The 24,800-nt window shown below is 70.2% G+C and carries 17 protein-coding genes, 1 other RNA gene and 1 pseudogene; 6 read left to right on the top strand and 13 right to left on the bottom strand.

The features are described 5' to 3' along the window. Nucleotides 1-76 precede the first annotated feature (76 nt). The 8 genes and pseudogenes from ACFYXC_RS00320 to ACFYXC_RS00285 all read right to left on the bottom strand — a co-directional run. A complete protein-coding gene (locus tag ACFYXC_RS00320; RefSeq protein ID WP_389545101.1) occupies nucleotides 77-1,354 on the bottom strand; it encodes a hypothetical protein in 1,278 nt (425 codons plus the stop codon). Nucleotides 1,355-1,416: 62 nt separating this feature from the next. Next, the gene (locus tag ACFYXC_RS00315) at nucleotides 1,417-1,737 is read right to left on the bottom strand and encodes a hypothetical protein (RefSeq protein ID WP_389545098.1); all 321 of its coding nucleotides are present in this window, start codon (nucleotides 1,735-1,737) and stop codon (nucleotides 1,417-1,419) included. A gap of 286 nt (nucleotides 1,738-2,023) precedes the next feature. Then, on the bottom strand, nucleotides 2,024-3,061 hold the full coding sequence (locus ACFYXC_RS00310; protein ID WP_389546688.1) for a hypothetical protein: 1,038 nt from the start codon (nucleotides 3,059-3,061) through the stop codon (nucleotides 2,024-2,026). Further along, entirely contained in the window at nucleotides 3,058-3,717 is a 660-nt protein-coding gene (locus ACFYXC_RS00305; protein ID WP_389545095.1) for a hypothetical protein, read from the bottom strand. The genes ACFYXC_RS00310 and ACFYXC_RS00305 overlap by 4 nt, the downstream gene beginning before the upstream one ends. A 144-nt stretch (nucleotides 3,718-3,861) precedes the next feature. Beyond that, on the bottom strand, nucleotides 3,862-5,238 hold the full coding sequence (locus ACFYXC_RS00300; RefSeq protein ID WP_389545093.1) for an acyltransferase: 1,377 nt from the start codon (nucleotides 5,236-5,238) through the stop codon (nucleotides 3,862-3,864). A 68-nt stretch (nucleotides 5,239-5,306) separates the two neighbouring features. Next, nucleotides 5,307-7,493, bottom strand: coding sequence for a glycosyltransferase (locus tag ACFYXC_RS00295; protein ID WP_389545090.1), 2,187 nt, complete (start codon nucleotides 7,491-7,493; stop codon nucleotides 5,307-5,309). Beyond that, a complete protein-coding gene (locus ACFYXC_RS00290) occupies nucleotides 7,493-8,989 on the bottom strand; it encodes a hypothetical protein (protein ID WP_389545087.1) in 1,497 nt (498 codons plus the stop codon). Before ACFYXC_RS00290 ends, ACFYXC_RS00295 begins: the two co-directional genes overlap by 1 nt. A 166-nt stretch (nucleotides 8,990-9,155) precedes the next feature. Then, nucleotides 9,156-9,830 (bottom strand): annotated as a pseudogene (locus ACFYXC_RS00285) (LysR substrate-binding domain-containing protein); the annotation flags it as partial. A gap of 437 nt (nucleotides 9,831-10,267) precedes the next feature. Between ACFYXC_RS00285 and ACFYXC_RS00280 the strand changes: the two are divergent. From ACFYXC_RS00280 to ACFYXC_RS00255, 6 genes are all read left to right on the top strand, one after another. After that, on the top strand, nucleotides 10,268-11,563 hold the full coding sequence (locus ACFYXC_RS00280) for an extracellular solute-binding protein (protein WP_389545084.1): 1,296 nt from the start codon (nucleotides 10,268-10,270) through the stop codon (nucleotides 11,561-11,563). Next, on the top strand, nucleotides 11,560-12,561 hold the full coding sequence (locus ACFYXC_RS00275) for a carbohydrate ABC transporter permease (protein ID WP_389545081.1): 1,002 nt from the start codon (nucleotides 11,560-11,562) through the stop codon (nucleotides 12,559-12,561). The genes ACFYXC_RS00280 and ACFYXC_RS00275 overlap by 4 nt, the downstream gene beginning before the upstream one ends. Nucleotides 12,562-12,640: 79 nt before the next feature. Next, entirely contained in the window at nucleotides 12,641-13,405 is a 765-nt protein-coding gene (locus ACFYXC_RS00270; protein ID WP_389546686.1) for a carbohydrate ABC transporter permease, read from the top strand. Between the two features lie 22 nt (nucleotides 13,406-13,427). Continuing rightward, nucleotides 13,428-15,737 (top strand): alpha-xylosidase, encoded by a 2,310-nt coding sequence (yicI, locus tag ACFYXC_RS00265; RefSeq protein ID WP_389545078.1) that lies wholly within the window; start codon nucleotides 13,428-13,430, stop codon nucleotides 15,735-15,737. Nucleotides 15,738-15,739: 2 nt separating this feature from the next. Next, nucleotides 15,740-16,744, top strand: a complete 1,005-nt coding sequence (locus ACFYXC_RS00260; protein WP_389545075.1) for a LacI family DNA-binding transcriptional regulator — start codon at nucleotides 15,740-15,742, stop codon at nucleotides 16,742-16,744. Nucleotides 16,745-16,796: 52 nt separating this feature from the next. Beyond that, nucleotides 16,797-19,751, top strand: coding sequence for a glycoside hydrolase family 3 C-terminal domain-containing protein (locus tag ACFYXC_RS00255; RefSeq protein WP_389545073.1), 2,955 nt, complete (start codon nucleotides 16,797-16,799; stop codon nucleotides 19,749-19,751). Between the two features lie 57 nt (nucleotides 19,752-19,808). Here the strand turns inward: ACFYXC_RS00255 and dacB are convergent, their stop codons facing one another. From dacB to ftsX, 5 genes are all read right to left on the bottom strand, one after another. After that, the gene (gene dacB / locus ACFYXC_RS00250; RefSeq protein WP_389545070.1) at nucleotides 19,809-21,407 is read right to left on the bottom strand and encodes a D-alanyl-D-alanine carboxypeptidase/D-alanyl-D-alanine-endopeptidase; all 1,599 of its coding nucleotides are present in this window, start codon (nucleotides 21,405-21,407) and stop codon (nucleotides 19,809-19,811) included. 81 nt (nucleotides 21,408-21,488) lie between these two features. After that, nucleotides 21,489-21,877, bottom strand: a transfer-messenger RNA (tmRNA) gene (gene ssrA, locus ACFYXC_RS00245). Nucleotides 21,878-21,998: 121 nt separating this feature from the next. Then, the gene (smpB, locus tag ACFYXC_RS00240) at nucleotides 21,999-22,532 is read right to left on the bottom strand and encodes an SsrA-binding protein SmpB (protein WP_388922261.1); all 534 of its coding nucleotides are present in this window, start codon (nucleotides 22,530-22,532) and stop codon (nucleotides 21,999-22,001) included. Nucleotides 22,533-22,637: 105 nt separating this feature from the next. Next, entirely contained in the window at nucleotides 22,638-23,804 is a 1,167-nt protein-coding gene (locus ACFYXC_RS00235) for a S41 family peptidase (RefSeq protein ID WP_389545067.1), read from the bottom strand. 68 nt (nucleotides 23,805-23,872) lie between these two features. Then, a complete protein-coding gene (gene ftsX, locus ACFYXC_RS00230; RefSeq protein ID WP_388922119.1) occupies nucleotides 23,873-24,790 on the bottom strand; it encodes a permease-like cell division protein FtsX in 918 nt (305 codons plus the stop codon). Between the last annotated feature and the right edge of the window lie 10 nt (nucleotides 24,791-24,800).

Raw genomic sequence — 24,800 nt, 5'->3', positions numbered from 1 at the left:
CTTCGGGTCGGCGGATGATTCCAAGCTGTCGAGTAGTCGGTGGGATGCATGAAAGAGCTCTCTCTATGCCTGGGGCTCAGAAAACATGTCGGGCGATGTTGAGAAGCGCGCCACCGTCAATGCCGAGCCTCGCGCCGTCGATTCCGGCCACGGAGCCGTCCTTGATCCCATCGTCGTCGGCATCCACGGCCTTCATGACCAGACCGAATCCCGCAGTGGCCACTCCGACTGACGCAGAAGTCAGCTCTACCGACCGGATGGTCTGCTCGGCCCGTGCGCCCCGGACGGTGAATTGCAGGAGAGAGTTGTCCAGGGTTGAGATGGATCTCGCATACTCCATACTTACGGCACCGAAAGTACCGGCTCGTTGGCCGTAAGCGGCGAATCCTCCCGCCTGACCAGTGACTCGTACAGCAGCCGCAGCACCTTTGCCCGCGGCTCCGATGCCTGGAAGCACGCCAAGGACATCGCCACCGGCCGTCACGAGATTGCTCCAGAAGTCGGTGTCGAACTCACCTTTGGTCAATCCATCTCGAAGTGAGGCGCGCATCGCTGGGTCTCCAAGCAAACGCGTGGCCAATGCCGTAGCACTCAAAGTGGCCGCGACGAGTAGTAGCACCCCAGCAGCCGTCCCACCCGACAGGACGAGCAAAGCCACCAGTCCGACCACCGCAGCCACTCCACTGAGAATGTCCGGGAGGTTCTCGCCGAGCCAGTTCAGGGCCTTGTCCAGTTGGCCCGGCTCGTGTGGGGCCAGCTTTCTTGTCGCGTCTCGGATCTTGCCTGCCCGGTACTGCGCCTGTCGTTCGTGTTCCTCTGCGAGGCTTCGCGCTCTGCTCAGGATCTTCTTGAGGTCGGCTTCCGCCTCGTCCACGGCCGTGTTGGCGCGCGTCAACGCCTTCTTGGCGTCGTCATGGGCCGTGCCCTTCTTCGCCAGGGCCGGGTCGTCGCCCGCCGTCGTCGCCCTGCCCCTGGCGGCGGCAACGACGTCACGCGCGTCCTTCGCCTCCCCCTCCAACCGCTTCGCCCGCCGCTGGAACTCGTCGAGCTCGCCCTCCCACAGGCTCAACTGCTTGGCGGCCTTGCGGAGGGAACGCGCGGCGTTCCTCAGATTGAGCGGCAGTGGGCCGCCGTCGATCTGCTCCCGGAAGGCGACCGCCGCATCGCCCTTCCAGTAACTCCCCTCCATCAGCCTGCCGACCAGCTCACGCGTGTCCTCAAGCGCCTTCGCGCACCCGGTGAGCTTCCTGTGCAGCCCGCTCACCGTCTCCGTACTGCCCGGCACGGGATGAAAACCCAGGTGCGGATAATCCGGGTTGGCCATCCGCGGCGAGGACTTCAGACCCTGCGGCAAGGGCGCGTCCTCGGCGGATCTGGACTCTGGCAGAGCCGACGGTTCGAGACCGGGGGTCACACTCACTTCCCGCCCCCACCCGGACCGCTGCCGCCGGCCTTCCTCAAAGCCTCTTCGAGCGCCTTGTCGACCTCGCGGTAACTGTCCCGGCTCTTGCCGATGATCTCGGCGAGGTCCTCGGTCTGCTTGCCGATCTCCTCGGAGCCGTACTTCCACTCCGTCTGGAACTCCTCGCACGCGGTGTCGAGATCGTCGGTCCCGAGTCCCGAGACGGTCGCCTCCGACAACGCCCGGCGGACGCCCTTGAGTGAATCCGCCGAATTGTTCAGGCTCTTCATGAAGCGCCCGAGCTCATCACCGTCGACCGCCAGTCGCTCCGCCACGCGTCTCGGCTCCCCCTCTGCCTGCACGGTTGCAGAGGGGCGACGTTAGTTGTTTCGCATCGTGACCGGACCGGTCACGATGCCCGGCTTGGACAGGAATTGACGGCCCTGCGCTCCGGGGACCACGTGCAGCCCGCCCTCGACGCACGTCCGCTTTCACTCGAAAGTTGCATGTGCGCGGCCGTCCCGGCGGGGCGGAGCCGGTCCATCACACGTGGCCAGCGCCCAGGGATCCGCCGTTCACACGAGGCGGATCCCCTGAGCGCTGTACTTCCCGCCGGACCGGTCAGCGGTTGATGGACTGGATCTCCTGGACGATCACTGCCTGGTCGCCCCCGAACTCACCGTCCGGCAGCGGCTGTTCGGCGTTCACGCCGGTGCCGGTCCAACTGATCTTCCAGGTGATCGTGGCCTGCAACTGGTACGAGTCGTCGCCCGACGAACGCAGGTACTTCACGCCGCACGGCGGGGTCTCGTCGGACTTGCCCTTCGCGTACGCCTCACCGATCCGGTCGCCGTTCAGCTCGCACACACCGGACGCGGGATACGTCGTCGCGTCGGCCGTGCCCGGCTCGATCTTCAGCGAGATCGGCTCGGCCGTGGTCGTCGCCTCAATCTGCAGCAGGGGGACGGACGCCGTCACCGAGACCGGCTTGAACTCCGCCGCGTCCAGCCACGCCCACGTCGGCAGGTTCACCTTCGTGGGGCCGTCCGGGGCCAGTTCGACCTTGGTCGACGGCACGCGGATCTCGGCGTACGCGAGCTGGGCCAGCATCTCGGGTGTGATGGCGTTCTCGATCTCGGGCGGCGGAGCGTCACCCGTGTCCACCCAGAAGATGTCCTTCGTGCAGTCGAGCGCGCCGGGGTCGCCTTCCCGGCCCTCGGTGACGTAGGAGTCCCAGAAGTAGCCCTTGCCGGTCTTGGCCTTGTTGAAGTCCTTGTACTCGCCGCCGCCCTCGAACTTCTTCCGCTGCTCGGCGTCCCACTCGTACCCCGTCGAACCTGCCTCCCAGATCGGCTTCAGATACTTCTCCAACTGCTCCGGGGTGTACTTCGGGGCGTAATAGCAGGCGGGCGGGGTCCAGTTCGACGCGGAGGAGGTGACGGGGCCGGCCGACTTCCCGGAGCCGTTCTTGGAACGGTCGAAGACGACGGCACCCGCCGTGGCGGAGAGGGTGCCTTTGCCGTCGCTGTTGCCGGACGGCCCCGTGGTGCCACTGCCCTGACCGTCACCGGGTCCGTATGCCACCGCGGTACCCGGCAGCGCGGAAACCCAGACGGCCACTGCCGCGCTCAGGGCCAACGCTCTGCCCTTCCCTTTTATCCAGCGCACGTCTTGTCCCCCCGCTTCGAAATCAGAACTGTGGTCTGCCACACGCCCTTCTCGCTCTTCTCCAGACGCGTGTTGTAGAGCACGTACGGGCTGTCATCCGAAGGAGTCCTGTCGACCTTGCCCGTCTTGCGGTTCTTGTTGAATCCCTTGCTCTCGTCCGCGCAGTAGACAACTGCAGCCGTAGTGGCACCGGACAGGGTGACCTTCGGGTCGTAGTAGCGGGTGGTCCCGGTGAACGAGAGATTGGCGTCCCGGTACTCCTGAACCCACTCCACCGCGCCGTTCAGTGCCTTGTCCCGGTAGTAGAAGGGAAGGCCGGGAGCGCTCGTGTCACCTCGGACGATGGCGTCGTTCGTCGCGTCGATGCGCGCCGCGGTGTCCGCGAGGACGGCGTCCTTCACGTCGTCGCCGGTCGTCCAGTCCTCGTACTTGTCGATGATGTCCGACGGCAGCTCGATCTTCGGGCGCCCGGCGGCAGCCGCGTCCGTCGCCGTCGGTGAAGCCGACTTCTCCGGGCCCGTGTCGGCGCCCGCGATCTTGTCGTTGTCCTTCGAATCGGCGCTGTCGCCGCCACCGCAGGCGGACAGCGACAAGGCCGCGGCGGCGGTCAGCGTGATCGCAGCTAGCAGGCTGGGACGGCGGTTCACAGTTGTCTCCCGGTGGGGCGAGGGCGTCCTGAGCGCAGCCACGCTACCCAGGGCACGGGAGACGGCACCAGAGCCAACCGCCGCAGCGCGGAGCTCGTGGCAGAACTGGAACGTCGGCGGACTTCGCGGCGGGCGCCCGCAGGACTACCCCGCCCTGGCTCGCGACCGCCCCTTCGAGCGTGGGCCGGAGCCGGCTCCCGGGCCCGGACGGGGGCCGGAGTGGGCCGGCTTCCTCGCGTCCGTCGGCCACAGTTGCGGGCGGCGCTTGGCCGCCAGGTCCTCCGCCCAGCCGAAGGCGAGGACGCAGAGCCCGATCAGGACCCAGGTGAGGACCAGGACCGGCCAGGGGCTCTCCAGGAGCCAGGAGTAGTTCTCCGACAGCACGTCGATGCTCCACAGGCGGTCCCACTGCGTCGCCGCGATGAGGATGCACGTGTTGTGCCAGAGGTAGATCGTCACGGCACGGGAGTTGAGGAGTGTGACCGGCTTGTCCCAGCGGCGCAGCCGGCGCGGCCACTGCGACCACGACGGGCTGAAGTGCAGCAGGAGCAGCACGGTTCCGCAGGACCAGAGGGCCTGGGCCAGCGGGATGCTGTCCAGGTCGTGGCCCTCGGAGAAGTTCTGGTTCGTGGCGTACCAGAGGCCGGCCAGGGCGATACCCGGCGCCACCGAGGGGATCACGTAGCGCGGGAGGCGCTGCAGGATGCCCTCCTGGTGGGCCATGCCGATGATCCAGCAGGCGCCGAAGGTGCTGAAGTCGGTGAGCGCCGAGGGGATCCGCTCCCCGGGGAGGGAGAGGTATTCGAGCTGGAAGGCGGCCGACAGCACGATCGGTGCCGCGATCGTCGCCAGCGGCAGCGCGCGCAGGGCCCGCAGCAGGAAGGGTGACAGCAGGACGTACCAGAGGTACGCGCGGACGTACCAGAGCGGGCCCGCGAGGTCCGCGGCCCAGTTGTCGCCGATGAAGCCGTGGATGCCGGGCAGGCCCTCCGCGTACGGCGGATCGCTGACGGGCAGGATCCAGAACGTGAGGTGGAGCAGCCACCAGCCCGGGTGGCCGTCCTCGTCCGGTCCCCAGCCCTGCAGCACCATGCCGGTGACACCGATCGCGCCCAGCAGCCAGATCGGCGGGATCAGCCGGCGGACACGGCTGCGGATGACCTGCGGGGCCGGCCGCTTCAGCGAACGCGCCATCAGGTTGCCGGCCAGCGCGAACATCACGCCCATGGACGGGAACACCAGCGGCAGCCAGGCCCAGCCGGTGAGGTGGTAGAGGACGACCCGGAAGAGGGCGATCGCGCGGAGCAGGTCGAAGTAGCGGTCACGGACGGGGCCGCGCTTGACCGGAGCCCCGGTCGCCGAGGACGCCGCGGTCCCCTCCGGCACCGCGGTCCCCGGTGCCGGGAAGTCCTCGGTCGTCGTCGTCACCGTCGGGCCGAGGCCGAAGCCCGGTGCCGCGAGCGGCGCCGCGCCCGGTGCCGAGGGCTGCGCGGGGACGTTCCCGCCGTACGAGTCGTGCATCACGTTGTCCTGTCCGGTCCACGAACCTGCGCCTGAACCCGCTTCCGGAGTGCCGGAGGCCGGTGTGCTCATCCGACGGGCCTCCGGTCCCTCTCCGGCTGCGGTGCGGGCGGGCCCGCCGCGCCGGGGAGTCCCACCGCGCCCGTGCGGCGGAGTTTCTGCCAGCGCAGCCGGCCGCCGGTTAGGGCGGTGATCCAGGACTGGAGCAGTACGACGTACATGAGCTGGCGGTACAGGATCTGCTGGAGCGGGAGGGAGATGAGGTGGGTCATGCGTTCCTTGTCCAGCCGGAACGCGTAGGCGGCGCACACCGCCTGCACCACCAGGACACCGAACCACGCGACGATCGTCTGCGCGGTGGGGCCGAACACCAGCCCGTAGAGGAGGAAGACGTCGATCAGGGGGGCCAGGAGCGGGGCCAGCACCATGAAGAGGGAGACCAGGGGCAGGCCCACGCGGCCGAAGCGGCCCGACGGGCCGCGTTCGACGACCGCCCTGCGGTGCTTCCAGATCGCCTGCATCGTGCCGTACGACCAGCGGTAGCGCTGGGACCACAGCTGCTGGACGGACTCGGGGGCCTCGGTCCACGCGCGCGCGTTCTCCGCGTACACGACCCGCCAGCCGTCGCGGTGCATCGCCATGGTGATGTCGGTGTCCTCGGCGAGCGTGTCGTCGCTCATGCCGCCCACGCGCTTGAGCGCGGACCGCCGGAACGCGCCGACCGCGCCCGGGATCGTCGGCATGCAGTTCAGCATGTCGTACATACGGCGGTCGAGGTTGAAGCCCATCACGTACTCGATGTGCTGCCAGGCGCCGATCAGCGAGTCGCGGTTGCCGACCTTCGCGTTGCCCGCGACCGCGCCGACGCTGGGGTCGCCGAACGGCTGGACCAGTTCGCGCACGGTGGACGGTTCGAAGACGGTGTCGCCGTCCATCATCACGATGAGGTCGTACCGGGCGTTCGCCACTCCCCTGTTGAGGGCCGCGGGCTTGCCGGCGTTGAGCTGGCGCACGACGCGTACGTTCGGCAGGTGCAGGTTCTCGACGATGCGCGCGGTGCCGTCGCTCGACCCGTCGTCGACGACGATCACCTCGATGGGGTGATCGCTCGCCACGAGCGAGTGGACCGTCTGCTCGATGCACTTGGCCTCGTTGTAGGCGGGCACGAGGACGGACACCGGTTCGGTGATGGGCCTGCCCCAGCTGAAGCCGCGGCGGCGGACCTTGCGGGCGTGCAGCACGGACAGGAGCAGCATCAGCCCGAAGCGGGCGATGACCAGGCCGCCGATGACGGCGAGGCCGACGACCAGGACCGACGTGGTGTTCTCCGATGCCTGGACCGCGAGGACCCATGCCTTGCCCTTCCACAGGTCGAGGCCCGAGACCTCGGTGTGGGCGCTGGGCGCCTTGAGGGCCGCGGTGAGCGTGTCGAAGCGGTAGCCGTCGTCCTGGAGTCCGGACACGAACCGGTCGAGCGCGGCCACGGTCTGCGAGCGGTCGCCGCCGGAGTCGTGCATGAGCACGACGGCACCCTTGCCGCCCTTGGGCATGGCGTTGCTGATGATCTGCTCGACGCCGGGCCGGCGCCAGTCCTCGCTGTCGGTGTTGTTGACGACCGTGATGTAGCCGCGGCTGCCTATGTACTGGGTCACCGGCCACGACTTGTTGTCCATCTCGCGGGCGAACGACGAGTACGGCGGCCGGAACAGCGAGGTCCGGATGCCGGCCGCGCCCGCCAGCGCGAGCTGGTTCTGCGACAGCTCCCAGTCGATGCGGCTGGTGGACTGCAGCGACAGGTCGGGGTGGTTGAAGGTGTGCAGGCCGATCTCGTGGCCCTCGTCGACCATGCGCTGGACGAGGTCCGGGTGGCGCGACGCCATGGTGCCGGTGATGAAGAAGACGGCGTGCGCGTCGTACCGCTTGAGGACGTCGAGCACCTTGGGCGTCCACTCGGGGTCCGGGCCGTCGTCGAACGTCAGGACCAGTTCGTGGTCCGGGACGTCCAGACTGTCGGTGCGGCCGTCCCGGGTGTCGATCACCGGGCCGCCCTCGAGTATCTCCTTGGGCACGCGGTCGGACGCGGCCGGTGACTGGACGCGGTGGTCGGCGAGGATCTCGCTGTGTACGAAGCCGCGCAGCATCAGCATCGCCATCAGGGCGACGAGGACGAGCAGGGGCAGCAGGTACCGCATGGGCAGGCGGCGGCGCCTGAGGGCGCCCCGCTCTGCGCCACGGCGGTTGGTGCGGGGTGCCATCAGAGAACGTTCTCCGGGGACGACGGGGACGAGGGAGCGGTGGTCGGGTCCGACGGCGGGGGGACCGGCTCAGGGCTGAGCTCGCCCCCCGCGACGGTGTCGGTGTCGCCCGCGCCCGGCGGGTCCGAGGGCTCCGGCGAGGGGTCGGTGTCGGTCGGTTCCGGGTCCTCCGGGGAGGAGGTGACCGGGTCCGGTGTGTCGGACTTGGTCGGCTTCGGGTCGGCCGGCTTGGTCCTGCTGGGCGAGGGCTCGGGGTCGGCGCTCTGCTCGGGGGCGGTGACGCTCGCCGACGGGTCGGACGAGACCTCCGCGCCGGGGGACCGGCTCGACGGGGTGTCGGCGGACGGGGTGGTGTCCGCCGTGGGGCTCGCCTCGCCGGACGGGTCCGCGGACTCGGCGGTCAGGGGCGGGGTGTCGACCCGGCCGGCCGGCGCGTCGTCCTTCTGCCCCAGTTCGGGGAGCCAGGGCGCGCTGGAGTTGCCCGACATGAGCGTGCCGAGGATGACCATCGCGTAGACGGCGCAGGCCAGTCCGACCGCCATGCCGATCCTGCGGTAGCGGCGGCTGCGGCGGCCCGTCTCGTCGACGAAGACCGGGCGGTCCGAGGGCTCCTGGGTGCTGGGGGCACCCTTGGCCTGCTGGACGAGCCAGTCCTCCATCTGCCGTCCGACACCGTCGAGCTGGACCGTGACCTCGTGCGGGTCGTGGGTGTGCTCGGGGTGCTCGGACTCCTCCCAGGAGTCGTGTCCGGCGTCCGGGTCGAACGCGGAGCCGGAGGAGGCGGCCACCTTGCCGGCGGAACCGGCCGGGTTCCAGGAGGGGCCCGGATTCCCGGCGGGGCCGGCCGAGGTGCCGGCGGCGGCACCTGAGAGGTCCGCCGAGTTGCTGGTGCGACCGGCGAAGCCGGAGGGTCCGGAGGCGTCCGAGGTGCCCGCGGAGGCGGCCCGGCCGGCAGGCCGTACGGAGTCGGTGGCGCCGGTGGCGCCCCAGACTATGCGGCCGGTCTCCAGCCTGGTGACGGCCTGGTCGTCGCCGCTCCGGGTCCCGCCGCCCGGCGGACCGCCGTTCGACCGCCCGGCGCTCGTGGGCTCGTCGCCCTGGGGCCGGGCGTCCTGGCGCGCGCCGCCCGGCCGTGCGGCGGCAGAGCGTGCGGCGCCCGGCCGGACGGTGGTCGGTTCGTCGTCTCTCTGCCGCGGTACGGCCGCGGCGGCCTCCCGGCGGAACCATCCGTCCGACGGGCCGCCGGCGCCGGAGGAACCCGAGGTGCCACCGGAGCCACCACCGGATGTACCGGAGGTGACGGGTTCGTCCAGGACGGCCGTGGCGTCGGACGCGTCCGAGCCGCCGGCAGCACCGGAACCGCTGCGGAACGGCTGATCAGGGCCATTTCGGACTGACTGGCCGGTCTCGTCGCGGGACGACCCGGCGGCCCCGCCCCCATCCGGCTGATCGGAATCGTTCCGACCCGGTTGAGCGTCTTCTGGCCAACTTTTCACGCGCACGTGCATCCCCCCACGGGACTCGTTCTGGGGTGGCGCGTGCGACCCGGATCCTCGCACGTCGTCGTCCGGACCGGACCCCCATCCGGCCCGAGCGCCCCCTTTATCACACTGCACCCGGGCCACGAATGTATCGCACGGAGCCATGCGTGAGGGTTGCGTGTCAGATCCGGCTCATCATGATGAGTGCATCTGTGGCCGGAATCCACCCCTCTGAGGGCCGCTCCAGCCATCCCTCGTCCGCCGAGAGCCGTGCCGCCGCAGCCCGCAACGCGTCAACTCCTCTATGCGTCAACCCCTTCCGCCACACCAAGGACACGGGTGACAGCGGAACGGGGTCGACGAGGGGCCGGAGCGTCGAACCGGGCATGGCCGGAAAGTCCACCAGGGCGAGGACGGGGGTCCGTGTCTTGGCCATGATCCTTCGGAACTCCTCGGTACCGACGGCGAGCGGCGCGGGTGCCGCGACCTCGATCCCGCGTCCCTCGAAAAGCTGACGGACCAGGTCGGTCCACTCCGGCGTCCGGGGATTACCGGCGCCCGCGTACACCCGCTGTCCCGCCAGGGCGTCGAGGGGTACGGCGTCCAGCGCGGCCAGCGGGTGGTCCTCGGGCAGCACGACGGCCATCGGTTCGTACCGTACGGGCTGCTGCTCCGGGCGGGCCCTCAGCGCCGGGGCGAGGCCCGCGAACCGCCCGAAGGACGCGTCGAGCCGTCCGGCGAGCGGCTCGGCCGCGGCGCCCGTGAGGCCGCTCTCGAAACGGGTCATCAATTCGCAGTCGGAAGCGGGTTCGCGCGCCAGCGTCAGGACCCGTCCGGAGACGAGGCCGGGGCTGTTCTCCCCGCGCCCCTGACGGGGCACGACCGCACGCCGACTGACCGTCCGCGGGGGTTGCCCGCGCCGTTCCCCGCGCCCCTGAAAAACAGGCCGCACGCCGGCTGACCGCCCGTGGGAGTTGCTCGCGCCGTTCCCCGCGCCCCTGGCGGGGCACGACCGCACGTCGGCTGACCGCCCGTGGGGGTTGCTCGCGCCGTTCCCCGCGCCCCCTGGCGGGGCTCGGGCTGTTTTTGGGGCGCGGGGAACTGCGCGATCAGCCCCCTCCGGGCGGCACCGTGCGGAACTGCCCGGTGGGGCGAATCGTGTGTGAGGCATTGACTCACCTCGGGCCCACCCATACCTTCCCCCGTCGAAGCGCTTCGACGGCGCTCGTCGAATCGGTTCGACGAGTACCGCGTGAGGTTCCGATATCCATCCGGCTCCCCTGGAGGCACAGGATGTTGACGGCACGAAGGCGTGTGATGGCGACGGCGGCCGCGGTGGTGGGCACCACCCTGCTGCTGGCCTCCTGCGGTGACTCGGACAGCGGGTCCTCCGACGGGAAGACCCTGAAGCTGTGGCACTACGAGGCGCCCAACAGCGCCATGGGCATGGCCTGGGACGCGGCCATCAAGGAGTTCGAGAAGACGCACCCGGGCGTCGAGGTGAAGTTCGAGGAGAAGGGCTTCGAGCAGATCCAGAAGACGGCCCCGATGGTCCTGAACTCCGACGACGCGCCCGATCTCATGGAGTACAACAAGGGCAACGCGACGGTCGGGCACCTCTCGAAGCAGGGGCTGCTCACCGATCTGTCCGCGGAGGCGACCGCGCGCGGCTGGGACAAGAAGATCGGCGCCGGTGTGCGGACCACCAGCCAGTACGACGCCGAGGGCGTGATGGGTTCCGGGAAGTGGTACGGGATCCCGAACTACGCCGAGTACACAATGGTGTTCTACAACAAGGACCTCTTCGAGAAGCACGGGATCGCCGAGCCGAAGACGTTCGACGAACTGACCGCCGCGATGGACGCGTTCGTCGACAAGGGCGTCACCCCCCTCGCCAACGCGGGCGCCGAATACGTGGCCCAGCAGTACCTCTACCAGCTGGCGCTCTCGAAGGCCGACCGCTCCTGGGTGGACTCGTACCAGCTCTACAAGGGCAGGCCCGACTTCCACGACGCCGCCTGGACGTACGGTGCCGAGACCTTCGCGGACTGGGTGGAGAAGGGGTATCTCAGCAAGAAGTCCACCGGTACGAAGGCCGAGGACGCCGGGGTCTCGTTCATCCAGGGCAAGAGCCCGATCCTGTTCTCCGGCAGCTGGTGGTACGGCCGTTTCACCGAGGAGAGCACCTTCGACTGGGGCACCTTCCTGTGGCCGGGCTCGGACCTGACGCTCGGCTCGGGCGGCAATCTGTGGGTGGTCCCCAAGGGTTCCGAGAACAAGGAACTGGCGTACGACTTCATCGACATCACCATGTCGGAGAAGATCCAGAACATCCTGGGCAACAACGGCGGCGTCCCGGTGGCCGCCGATCCCGCCGCCGTCAAGGACCCGCAGTCCAAGGCGCTGATCGCCGACTTCAACGCCCTCTCCGAGCGGGACGGCCTGGCGTTCTACCCGGACTGGCCGGCTCCCGGCTTCTACGACGTCCTGGTCTCCGAGACGCAGAAGCTGATCACGGGCAGTGCGAAACCCGACGCCTACCTGGACGCGGTGGAGGCCGCGTACGACAAGGGCGTACAGGACCGATGACGGTCACCGTCGAACGGGGCGGCCGGGGAAGCAGGGGAAGAGGCAGGGGCACGGGCCGAGGGGTCGTCGAAGCGCGTCACCCGGCGGAGCGACCGCGCCGGCCCCGCGACTCGTACGCCCTGTTCCTGCTCCCGGGAGCCCTCGCCTTCCTCGTGGTCGTCGTCGTGCCGTTCCTGATGAACACGGGCGTGAGCTTCACCGACTGGCAGGGCGTCGGCAGCCCGGAGTGGTCCGGGCTCGCCAACTACCGCGAGCTGATGGCCGACGCGGAGTTCTGGGCGTCGTTCCGGCACAGCCTGTTCATGGTCGTCGCGATGGCGCTCGTGCCGACCGTCGTCGGGCTGGTCCTGGCCGCCGCCCTGTTCGACTTCGTCGGCAAGCACTTCGGCAGCAGGACCGCCGCCGTGCTGCGGGCCTGTTTCTATCTGCCGCAGGTGCTGCCCATCGCGGTCGCGGGCATCGTGTGGAGCTGGATCCTCGCGCCGGAGAACGGTTCGCTGAACGAGGTGCTGGCGGCGGTCGGGCTCGGCGGCCTCCAGCAGGACTGGCTCGGCGATCCCGACCTCGCGCTCTACAGCGTGATGGGCGTGATGGTCTGGGTGCAGCTCGGCTTCCCGCTCGTCGTCTTCATGGCGGGACTGCAACGCGTGGACCCGCAGCTGTACGAGGCCGCCGAGCTGGACGGGGCCGGCTGGTGGCGGCGGTTCCGGCACGTGACGCTGCCGCAGATCAGACCGGAGATCTACGTCGTCCTGCTGTGGTGCACGATCGCCGCGCTCAAGGTGTTCGGCGCGGTGTACGTGCTCACGAAGGGCGGCCCGGGCGGGGCGACCGACGTGCCGTCGTACTTCTCCTTCACCACGTTCTTCGAGAAGACGCAGGTCGGGTACGGCGCCGCGATCTCCACCGTGCTGACCGTGATCGTCCTGGTGCTCGCCCTGGCCGGCCTGAAGCTCCAGACACGCGCCGAGGACGCCGAGCAGGGAGTCGTGCGATGAGCACCGAACAGGGAGCCGTACGTTGACCGCCCTCCGCCGCTACCCCGTACTGGCCGCCCTCGTCATCGGCGCCCTCTTCATGGTCCTGCCCTTCCTGGTCGTCGCGGTGAACGCGGTGAAGTCGCCCGCCGAGTACGCGGCGAACGGCCCGCTGAGCCTTCCGGAGGGCGTCTACCTCGACGGTCTGCGGGACTTCTGGGAGCGCGTCGACTTCGGGCAGAAGCTCGTGAACTCCGTGCTGATCAGCGGGTCGGTCGCCCTCGGTGCGGTCGTCCTGTCCGTGCTCAACGCGTACGCGATCGGCATCGGGCGGATCAAGGGGCGCACCTGGGTGCTCGCCTTCTTCGTGCTGGCCAACATGCTGCCGCAGGAGGCGCTGGTCTATCCCGTCTATTACCTGAGCAAGGAAGCCGGCCTGTACGACACCCGGCTGAGCGTGATCATCGTCTTCACCGTGATCCAGGCGGCGTTCGGCACGTACCTGCTCTCCGCGGTCCTCGGGCAGTTCCCGCGCGAGATCATCGAGGCCGCCCGGATCGACGGGGCGAACAAGTGGCAGGTGCTGTGGCGGATCGTGGTGCCCGTCAGCCGGCCCACCATCGGCGTGCTGCTGGTCTTCTTCTTCATCTGGACCTGGAACGAGTTCCTGCTCCCGCTCGTGATGCTGATCTCCAACGACAACCAGACCGTGTCGGTGGCTCTCGGCGTCCTCCAGGGCCAGCGCCTGATGGACGCCACGATGACGAACGCCGCCGCGCTCCTGGGCGTCCTGCCCGCCATCGTCTTCTTCCTCGTCTTCCAGCGGACGCTCACCCGCGGTATCGCCGTGGGCGCCGTCAAATGACCGACAGACAAGGGGTGTGCGCGTGAAGTTCACCGACGGCTACTGGCTGCTGCGCAAGGGCGTGACGGCCGCCCACCCGGTCGAGGTCCTCGACGTCACCGCCGGGGCCGGGGCCCTGGAGATCCACGCGCCGACCCAGCCCATCCGCCACCGCGGCGATCTCCTGAAGGGACCGGTCGTGACCATCGGCGCGCACGCCCCGATGCCCGATGTCATCGGCGTCACGTTCACGCACTTCGAGGGCGAGGAGCCGCGCGGGCCGCGGTTCGAGCTCGGCAGACTCGGCAGGGAGGAGTTCCAGGCGCACGCCGAGTACGACGACGACTCGGCGACCCTCACCGCGGGCGCCCTGTCGGTGCGGGTGAGCCGCACCGGCCCCTGGCACGTGGACTTCCTCGCCGACGGCCGCACCCTCACCGGCAGCGGTCCCAAGGGCATGGGCATCATGCGCGACGCGGGCAGCGGCGGCCACTACCTGCGGGAGCAGCTCGACCTCGGGGTGGGGACGCACGTCTTCGGGCTCGGCGAGCGGTTCGGGCCACTGGTGAAGAACGGCCAGGTCGTCGACATGTGGAACGCCGACGGGGGCACGGCCACCGAACAGGCGTACAAGAACGTGCCGTTCTATCTGACCGACGCGGGCTACGGCGTCTTCGTCGACCATCCGGGGCGGGTGTCGTTCGAGGTCGGCTCGGAGGCGGTGTCCCGGGTCCAGTTCAGCGCCGAGACCCAGCAGCTGACGTACTACGTCATCTACGGGCCCACCCCGAAGGACGTCATCCGCAAGTACACGGCGCTCACCGGCCGGCCGGCGCTGCCGCCCGCCTGGTCGTTCGGGCTGTGGCTGTCGACGTCGTTCACCACGTCGTACGACGAGGCCACCGTCAGCTCGTTCATCGACGGCATGAAGGACCGTGAACTCCCGCTCTCCGTCTTCCACTTCGACTGCTTCTGGATGCGCGAGTTCAACTGGTGCGACTTCGAGTGGGACCCGCGGGTCTTCCCGGACCCGGAGGGGATGCTGGCCCGCCTCAAGGAGCGCGGGCTGCACATCAGCGTGTGGATCAACCCGTACATCGCCCAGCGCTCGCCCCTGTTCGCGGAGGGCAAGGCGCTCGGGCACCTGCTGAGGCGGCCGGACGGCAGCGTCTGGCAGTGGGACCTGTGGCAGCCGGGCATGGCGCTGGTCGACTTCACCAGCCCGGCCGCCCGCGACTGGTACGCGGCGAAGCTGGAGGCGCTGCTCGCGCAGGGCGTCGACTGCTTCAAGACCGACTTCGGCGAGCGGGTCCCGCTGGACGTGGCGTACGCGGACGGCGGCGACCCGGAGCGGATGCACAACTACTACACGTACCTCTACAACCGGACGGTCTTCGACGTGCTGCGCAAGCACCGGGGCGAGGCGGAGGCCGTGGTCTTCGCGCGCTCGGCGACCGCGGGCAGCCAGAAGTTCCCCGTGCACTGGGGCGGCGACTGCGAGGCGACGTACGAGTCGATGGCCGAGTCCCTGCGCGGCGGACTCTCCCTCGGGCTGTCCGGGTTCGGCTACTGGAGCCACGACATCGGCGGTTTCGAGGGCACCCCGACGCCCGCCCTGTTCAAGCGCTGGCTCGCCTTCGGCCTGCTCTCCTCGCACAGCCGGCTGCACGGCAGCTCCTCCTACCGGGTGCCGTGGCTCTTCGACGAGGAGGCCGTGGACGTCCTGCGCCTGTTCACCCGCCTGAAGCTGCGCCTCATGCCGTACCTGTACGAGGCCGCCCGCGCCGCGCACACGAGCGGGGTGCCGATGATGCGCGCGATGGTCCTGGAGTTCCCGGACGATCCCGGGTGCGCGTATCTGGAGCGGCAGTACATGCTCGGCCCCGACCTGCTGGTCGCGCCGGTGTTCTCCGACGACGGGGACGTGTCGTACTACGTGCCGGAGGGCGTCTGGACGCACTTCCTGACCGGGCGGACGGTGGCCGGGCCCCGCTGGGTGCGTGAACGGCACGGCTTCTCCAGCGTGCCGCTCCTCGTCAGGCCCGGCGCGGTGATCCCGGTGGGCGCGGTCGAGGACCGCCCCGACTATCCGTACGCGGACGGGGTCACCCTGCACGCCTACGGGCTGGCGCGGGGCGCTCAGGTCACGGTGGCCGTGGACGGGGTGACCTTCACCGTCGTCCGGGAGGGCGACACGCTGCGGGCGTCGGCGAGCGGTCCGGGGGCACCCTGGGCGCTCGCGGCGGGCGACCGGCTCGCACGGGCGGCGGCGGGGACGGGGTTCCTGTCGCTGGAACTGGAACCGGGCTCGGAACCGGAACCGGAGTCCGGCGCGGGCCGGGGGCGGGGCTGACCATGGTGAAGATCACCGATGTGGCCCGGCACGCCGGGGTCTCCCCCAGCACCGTCTCGTACGCGCTGAGCGGCAAGCGTCCGATCTCCGAGGAGACCCGGCAGCGCGTCGAGGACAGCATCCGCGAGCTGGGCTACCGGCCGCACGCCGGCGCCCGGGCCCTGGCCAGCAGCCGGTCGAACGTACTGGCGCTGGTGGTACCCCTGCGGGCCGGCATCCACGTGCCGGTGGTGATGCGGTTCGCGGTGTCCGTGGTGACGACCGCGCGCCGCCACGACCACGACGTGCTGCTCCTCACCCAGGAGGAGGGCGAGGACGGCCTGCGGCGGGTCGCGGACACCGCCCTCGTGGACGCGCTGATCGTGATGGACGTCCAGCTCCACGACGCACGGCTGCCGCTGCTGCGCGGCCTGGACCTGCCGTCGGTGCTGATCGGGTTCCCGGCCGAGTCCGCCGGGCTGACCTGCATCGACCTGGACTTCGCCGCGGCGGGCGAACTGTGCGTCGAGCACCTGGCGGGGCTCGGACACCGAGTGGTCGCCCTGGTGGGCTCACCGCCCGAGGTGTACGTCCGGGAGACCGGGTTCGCCCAGCGGGTGGTCCAGGGTTTCACCGCCGCGGCCCACCGCAACGGCCTCGCCTCCTCGGTGCACCCGTGCGAGGCGGAGCCCGCGGCGGCCCGCCAGGTCGCCGAGCGGCTCCTGCGGGAACAGCCCGCCCTGACGGGGGTCGTGGTGCACAACGAGCCGGTCCTGGAGCCGCTGATCGACGCGTTCGAAGCACTCGGGTTACGGGTCCCGGGCGATCTGTCGGTCACCGCGATCTGCCCGGACGAGCTGGCCGGACGCGTCCGGGTGCCCGTCACCTCCGTGGCCATACCGGCCGACGAGGTGGGCGCCGGCTCGGTGGAACTGCTGATGAAGAAGCTGGACGGCACGCCCGTACCGCAGGCCACGCTGCTCCCGCCCCGGCTGACGGTACGGGTGAGCACACAGCCACGGCCCTGACCGCGCCCTCGTGCAAGGCCCCATGCACGGCCCTAGTCGAAGGAGCCATGACATGAAAGGCAAGAAGAGCAGGAGAAACAGGAGCAGCGGGAGGAGGCCGAGAACCACGCTCGTCCTCGCCCTCGCCCTGATCGCCGGCCTCGGCGCCACCGCACCGGCCACCGCCGGGCCGACCACCGCCACCGCCGACCCCGCGTACCCCTTCCGCGACCCCCGCCTCCCCGTGGAGCGCCGCGTCGACGACCTCCTCGCGCGGCTCACCCTCGACGAAAAGGTCTCCCTGCTCCACCAGTGGCAGCCGGCGATCCCGCGCCTCGGCATCCGGTCGTTCAAGACCGGCACCGAGGCGCTGCACGGGGTCGCCTGGCTGGGCGAGGCCACCGTCTTCCCGCAGGCCGTGGGGCTGGCGTCGACCTGGGACCCCGCCCTGGTCCGCCGGGTCGGCTCGGCGGTCGGCGACGAGGCGCGCGGCTTCCAGCAGGAGCGCCCGGCGGGCTGGGGCCTCAACCTGTGGGCCCCCGTGGTCAATCCGCTGCGCGACCCGCGCTGGGGCCGCAACGAGGAGGGCTACTCCGAGGACCCGTACCTGACGAGCGCGATGGCGACGGCGTACGGCACCGGTCTGACCGGCGGTGATCCCCGCCATCTGAAGACGGCCCCCACGCTCAAGCACTTCCTCGGCAACAACAACGAGGCCGACCGCACGACCACCTCGTCCGACCTGCGCCCGCGGGTGCTGAAGGAGTACGAGCAGCCGGCGTTCCGGCCGGCGATCGAGGCGGGCGCGGCGACGGGCGTGATGTCCTCGTACAACCTCGTCAACGGCCGCCCCGCCACCGTGAACCCGGCCCTCGACGAAGTGCGCGCCTGGTCCTCGCACGAACTGCTGAACGTCACCGACGCCTACGCGCCGAACAATCTGACCAGTAGCGGCAGTCAGAAGTACTACGACACCCTCGCCGAGGGGAACGCGGCCGCGCTGAAGGCGGGCATCGACAGCTTCACGACCGACGACACGAACTCCGCGCCGACCACGACGTCCCTCGCATCGGCGCTGACCGGCGGCCTGTTGGCGGAGTCCGACATCGACGAGGCGGCCGGTCACGTCCTCGACGTCCGGGTCCGGCTGGGGGAGTTCGACCCGGGCGGCGGGAAGTACGGAGCCATCGACAAGTCCGTGGTGAACAGCCCGGCGCACCGGAAGCTCGCACGGAAGGCGGCGGCCGACGCCGCCGTGCTGCTGAAGAACGCGGGCGGCGCCCTGCCGCTGAAGGACTCCGCGAAGGACGTGGCCGTCGTCGGCCCCCTCGCCGACACCCTCTACACCGACTGGTACTCGGGCACGCTCCCGTACGCGGTCACCCCGGAGGACGGCATCGCCGCACGGCTCGGTGCCCCCGTCGCCGGCAGCGAGGGCGTCGACCGGATCTCGCTGCGGAACACGGACAGCGGCGCGTACGTGACGGCGGGGACGGACGCCGACGGCGAGGCCCTGAGGGAGAGCGCCGGTACGGGGACGGCCGCCCAGTTCGACGTGTTCGACTGGGGCGCCGGCATCGTGACCCTGCGCTCGGCGGCGAACGGGAAGTACGTGGGCTACAACTGGTCGGGCTTCGTCAACGACCAGACACAGCCCAACGGCTGGTTCGTCCAGCAGCAGTTCGCGCTGGAGGAGCAGGCCGACGGTACGCACCTGCTGCGCTACGCGGGGTACGAGACCCGCGAGCCCTGGTGGTCGAACCCGGTCTACCTCGGCCCGACGGGCCCCGACGGCACCCTCGGCCTGGTCGCGAAGGCGCAGGCCGCGCACTACGCCAAGGACGTGGTCCGCAGCGGCACCGAGGAGGCCGTCGCGGCGGTGCGGGGCAAGGACGCGGCGGTCGTGGTGGTCGGTTCGATGCCCGCGATCAACGGGCGCGAGAACGACGACCGCGAGGACATGGGCCTGGCCCCGTCCCAGGAAGCCCTGGTGAAGGCGGTGCGCAGGGCCAATCCGAGGACCGTCGTGGTCGTCGAGAACAGTTATCCGACCACCCTGGGCGCGCTCCAGCGGGAGGTTCCGGCGCTCCTGTGGACCACGCACGCGGGCCAGGAGACCGGCAACGCCCTCGCCGACGTCCTCTTCGGCGACGTGAACCCGGCGGGGCGGCTCACCCAGACCTGGTACCGGTCGGAGGCCGACCTGCCCTCCATCCTGGAGTACGACACCATCAAGCACGACCGCACCTACCAGTACTTCAAGGGCGATCCGCTCTACGCGTTCGGCCACGGGCTGTCGTACTCCTCCTTCCGCTACGGGCAGGTGCGGCGCGTGGACGGCGGATACGAGGTCACGGTGACGAACACGGGCCGCCGCGCGGGCGACGAGGTCGTGCAGCTCTACACCCACCAGCGGGTGTCCCGCGACAAGCAGCCGCTGAAGCAGCTGGAGTCCTTCCGGCGGGTCTCGCTGGAGCCCGGCCAGACGCGGACCGTACGGCTGGGGCTGCGCGAGCGGGACCTCGCGCACTGGGACGTCACCCGGTCGAAGTGGGTGGTGGAGAGCGGGACGTACGACGTCCTGGTGGGCGCGTCCTCCGGGGACATCCGCGGCCGCGCCGCGCTGACGGTGCGGGGCGAGACGATTCCGGCGCGGGACCTGTCCCGGACGACCCGGGCGGAGAACTTCGACGACTACGAGGGCGTGCGCCTGGTGGACGAGTCCACGGTGCGGGGCACCGCGGTGGGGGCCTCGCGCGACGGCGCCTGGCTGAAGTTCGCCGACTCGCGGCTGGGCTCCGGCGGGGCGGAGTTCAGCGCACGGGTGGCCGGGGCGGCCGGGACGGTGGAGATCAGGCTCGGCTCCCCCACCGGGACGCTCGTCGGTACGGCGCCGGTGACCGGGACGGGGTCGCCGTACACGTACGCCGGGGTGAGCGCGTCGCTGTCGGCCGCCGCGAAGGGGCGTCAGGACGTGTACCTGGTCCTGGGGGACGGCATGCGGCTGTCGACGTTCACGGTCCGCTGAGCGGTGCGGCGGTCGGTCCAGGGCGTCCGCGGGCGCCCTGGACCGCGGTCCGGCCGGTCAGCACACCGCCGGTTTGCGCCACGAGCACTCCAGGTCGCCGGTCCGCTCGGCCGCCCGCGCGCTCGGCGCCTGCACCGTCACGGTCTCGTCCGCCGTGGACCGGGCGAGCGTCACCACGATCGCGTCCTCCAGCGGTTTCACGGACGGGGCGAGGTAGTTGTTGAGCACGATGCTGTAGACGAGTTCCCGTCCGTCCGCGTCCTTCACGTAGCCGGAGAGCGCGGACGCCCCCGTCAACGAGCCGGTCTTGCCCACGGCGTTGAGCGCCGCGGGGGTCCCGCACATCCGGGTGCGCAGCGTGCCGCCCTCGAAGCGGTCGGGGTCGCAGGCGACCGGCAGGGACGTGTACCAGTCGGCGTACCAGGGCTCGGACCGCACCGCGAGCAGCAGTTCGGCGAACTGCCCGGCGGTGAGGTTGTTCATGCGAGAGAGCCCCGACCCGTCGGCCTGCCGCAGTGTGCCGGTGTCGACGCCGATGCCCTTGAGGTAGCCGCTGACGGCGGCGAGCCCGGCGCTCCAGGTCCCCGCATCGGAGACCTCGCGCCCCATGGCCTTGACGAGGACCTCCGCGTGCATGTTGTTCGACAGTTTCATGAACGGGACCAGCAGGTCCTTCAGCGGCATGGAGGCGTGCGAGGCGAGCCGCCGGGCCGCCGCGGGCGTGGCGCGTCCGAGCCGCGTCGGCCCGGTCACCTTCACCCCGTGGGCGGTGAGCGCGTCGCGGAAGACGGCGGCGGCGTATCCCGTGGGCTCCCACACGCTCACCCATTCCTGGGTGGCGGAGGCGCCCACCGGCGTCGTACCGCTGACGACGATCGTGTTGCTGCCGTGTTCCCGTTCGACGGTGAGGTCGTTGGTCCCGCCGGCGGCGGCGGTCGTGGCCCGTACGTCGATGTCCACGTAGGTCGTCGGCGGGGTGACGGTGACCTCGGGCGCGGTACCGGCCGCCGGGCCCGGCGCGACCCGCACGATCACCGAGCCGGTGTCGTAGTCGGTGTCCGGCGCGACGCTGAGCGCGCTGATCTGCGCCGAGTAGTACGCGGACTCGTCGTCGGCGGCCCAGGAGCGGCCGAGACGGTTGCTGTCGAAGCGGGTGTCGTCGGCGAGGAGCCGCCCGTCGACGCGGGTGACGCCCGACGCGGCGACCCGTGCCGCGAGGGCGTCGTAGTCCTCGGCGAGGGCGGTCGGGTCACCGGTGCCGCGCAGGTACAGGTCGCCGCTCAGTACGGTGCCGTGCCGGCGGCCGGTCGTCAGGACGTCCGTCGTGAACGTGTGGTCGGGTCCGAGGATCTCCATCGCGGCCGCCGAGGTGGGCAGCTTGGTGTTGGAGGCGGGCATCAGCCGCGAGGTGGGCGCCCGCTGGTACAGGACGTCCCCGCCGGCGGCTTCGGCGATCACGACGCCAGCCACCCCGCCTTCGAGCCGGCTGTCCCCGAGGATGGTGTCGATGGCCTCCGGCAGCCCGCTGCTCCCGGGGTCGGCCCCGGCGGGCGCGCTCCAGCCGAGGCCGGCCGCCAGCATCCCCAGCACCACGGCCCAGATCCACCCGCGTCCGCGCGGGCCGTGAGATCTCTTGCTGTCTGCGAGTCGTCTCATGCCACAGCAGCATCCACGACGAAGGCCCCACTGCCTATGGCTGTGGGGCCTTCGCTCTCACTCTTCACTCTGAACATGGGAAAGTGGAGATGGCGGGAATCGAACCCGCGTCCAACGGTGCAGAATCAGGGCTTCTCCGAGCGCAGTTCGCTTAGATTTTCTCAGCCCCGGAGATCACGCGAACAAGTCTCCGACGGGCTCAGTCACTGTTTGATTTCCCGCCTCACCCCGTGACCGGGTCAGACGGTTTAGTTCCCTTGATTATGCCAGGATCCGGGTCGGGAACACCCCCGGGCTGACACCCATTTAGGGTCCTTCACTCACTGGTTATTAAGCAGCGAGGGCGAAGGACTGGGAATCGCTCTTGGAATTGGCGATTATTGGTTGCGACATATGGTTAACGAGATCATTGCCGCTTCCTCGGCTCGCTTCCCCTGCTTCGACAGCCGCTGTCGAAACCGATCATCCCCATGTTGTTTTTTCAAACCCTCCGAGGAGGGGTACCCGCACCCGCTGTGAGGTGCAGTGCCATCGTACGTGACCAACGTACTCGGATGCCACCGTATTCCGCGCGGCGGCCGACGGGCCGCCCTACTCGCCGCGCTGCTTGCGCTTGACCGCCGCGATCGCCCGGTCCGACTCGCGCCGGTCCTGCTTCTCGCGCAGGGTCTGGCGCTTGTCGTATTCCTTCTTGCCGCGGGCCAGCGCGATCTCGGCCTTCGCGCGCCCGTCCTTGAAGTACAGGACGAGAGGCACGATCGTGTGACCCGTCTCGTCGGACTTCGACGCCAGCTTGTCGATCTCCTCGCGGTGCAGCAGCAGCTTGCGCTTGCGGCGCGCGGAGTGGTTGGTCCAACTGCCCTGGCTGTACTCGGGGATGTGGGCGTTGTGCAGCCACGCCTCGTTCCCGTCGATCTGGACGAAGCCGTCGGCGAGCGAGGCACGCCCCTGGCGCAGCGACTTCACCTCGGTGCCGGTGAGGACGAGCCCGGCCTCGTAGACGTCGATGATCGCGTAGTCGTGCCGGGCCTTCTTGTTCTGCGCGACGATCTTGCGCTTGCCGTCCTTGGCGGCGGCCTTGGTGCCCCCTCCCTGCTTCGGCTGGGATTCCTTCGGTACGTACATGCCCTTGCTCATAGTGCTGGCCATTTTCGCACTAGAGGGGCCCCGGAGGGAAAGGCGATTACGGAAGGCGGCGGACGACCGGTCACGCGCGCGGCGCGCGGGCGGTCACGAGGGGTCCCCGAGCCCGCTGAGCACGGTCGCGGCGCGCTCCAGCGCGCCCTCCTCGACCTCCAGGTCGGGGGTGATGCCACGGGCGTCCACGCTGCGCCCGGAGGGGGTGCGGTAGTGCCCGACCGTCAGCTCGGCGACCGAGCCGCCGGGCAGCCGGCTCGGCATCTGGACCGAGCCCTTGCCGAAGGTCCTGGAGCCGACGACGACCGCACGGCCGCGGTCCTGCAGAGCGCCCGTCAGCAGCTCTGCCGCGCTCATCGTGCCGCCGTCGACGAGCGCGACCAGGGGTCTGGTGGTGTCGCCGCCGGGATCGGCGTGCAGGGCCCGCTGGTCGCCGTTCACGTCGTACGTGGCCACCAGGCCGGCGTCGAGGAAGGCGGAGGCGGCGGTGACGGCCTCGGTGACCAGGCCGCCGGAGTTGCCCCGCAGGTCGAGGACGATCCCGTCGTCCACGGGCGCGTCCGTCACGGCGGTCCGTACGAGGTCTCCGGAACCCTTGGTGAAGGCGGCGACCTTGATCACGGTGACGCCGCCCGGGAGTTCGCGCACGCTCACGGAGTCGGTGGACAGGCGGGCCCGGCGCAGGGTCTCGCTCCACGCGCGTGTGCCGCGCTGCAGTCCGAGGTCCACGGTGGTGCCGGCGTCGGCGTCGGTGGCATCGCCCCGCAGCAGGGAGACGACCTCCGTGACGGGCCTGCCGTCGACGCGGTGGCCGTCCACGCTGCGCAGCCGGTCGCCCCGGCGGATACCGGCGGTGGCGGCGGGCGAACCGGACTGGACCCGGGTCACCTCGATCCGTCCGTCGCGCTCGCGCCGGGCCCAGAGGCCGACGCCGGTGTACTGGCCGTCGAGGGCTTCCTCGAACTCCTCGTACTCGCCCTGCGAGTAGACGGCCCCCCAGCGATCGCCGCTGCGGCTGACGGCCCGCTCGGCGGCCTCCACGGGCGACTTGCCGTCGGCCATCGCCTCGGCGGCGGCGTCGGCGACGTCCTCCTGGTGGCCTGCCTGTGCGGTACGGCCCGGCGGGGTAGCGGATTTCCGGCCGGAGTCGTCGAACGAACCGGTCGCGGCGCCTGCCACGAGGACGCTCGCGAAGACCAACGTCAGGGCCGCCCCGCGGCCGATGCGGCGGGGCTGACAGAACAGGTCGCGGCCTGACATGCCGGTGAGTCTAGGACAACGACAAGGGCCGTACCGGCGGTTGCCCGGTACGGCCCTCTTGGCATGTGTCACACCTTCAAGTACTTGCGCAACGCGAAGAACGCGGCCAATGCGGGCATCAGAAGGCTGGTGGCGAGGATGAGCGGCAGCTTCGTGAGAACGGCGTCCCAGCCGATGAAGTTGATCAGATTCAGCTTCTCCGACAGGGCCAGGCCGTGGTCGATGATGAAGTACCGCGCGATCAGCAGGAAGGCGCAGGCGACACCGCCGCCGATGAGTCCGGCGACGGCGGCCTCCATGATGAACGGCGCCTGGATGTAGAAGCCGGAGGCGCCGACCAGGCGCATGATCCCGGTCTCACGCCGACGGCTGAACGCGGAGACGCGCACCGTGTTGACGATCAGCATCAGCGCGACGACGAGCATCATCGCCATCACCGCCCGCGCCGCCCAGTTCATGCCGTTGAGCAGCTCGAAGAGGTTGTCGAGGATGCCCTTCTGGTCCTGCACGGACTGCACGCCGTCCCGGCCGTCGAAGGCGGTCGCGATGACCTGGTACTTCTCCGGGTCCTTCAGCTTGACGCGGAAGGACTCCTGCATCTGGTCCGGGGTCAGCGAGGCCGCCAGCGGGGAGTCGCCGAACTGCTCCTTGTAGTGCTTGTACGCCTCGTCGCTGGACTCGTGCGTGACGTTGTCGACGGCGGGCATCTTGCCCAGGTCGGTCTGGATCTGCTTCCTCTGCTCGCTGGTGACCGCCCCCTTGGCGCAGTTGGGGTCGGACTCCGCGTCGCTCTTGTTGCAGAGGAAGATCGAGACGTTGACCTTGTCGTACCAGTAGCCCTTCATCGAGTTCACCTGGTCGCTCATCAGGAGCGAGCCGCCGAACAGGGCGAGGGACAGGGCGACGGAGACGATGACGGCGAAGGTCATCGTCAGGTTGCGGCGGAGACCGACACCGATCTCCGACAGTACGAACTGGGCGCGCATGGCGTCTTCT

This window comes from Streptomyces sp. NPDC002701 (assembly GCF_042889045.1).
In the GTDB taxonomy this organism is placed as follows: domain Bacteria; phylum Actinomycetota; class Actinomycetes; order Streptomycetales; family Streptomycetaceae; genus Streptomyces.
This window is presented reverse-complemented; position numbering and strand designations above follow the sequence as displayed.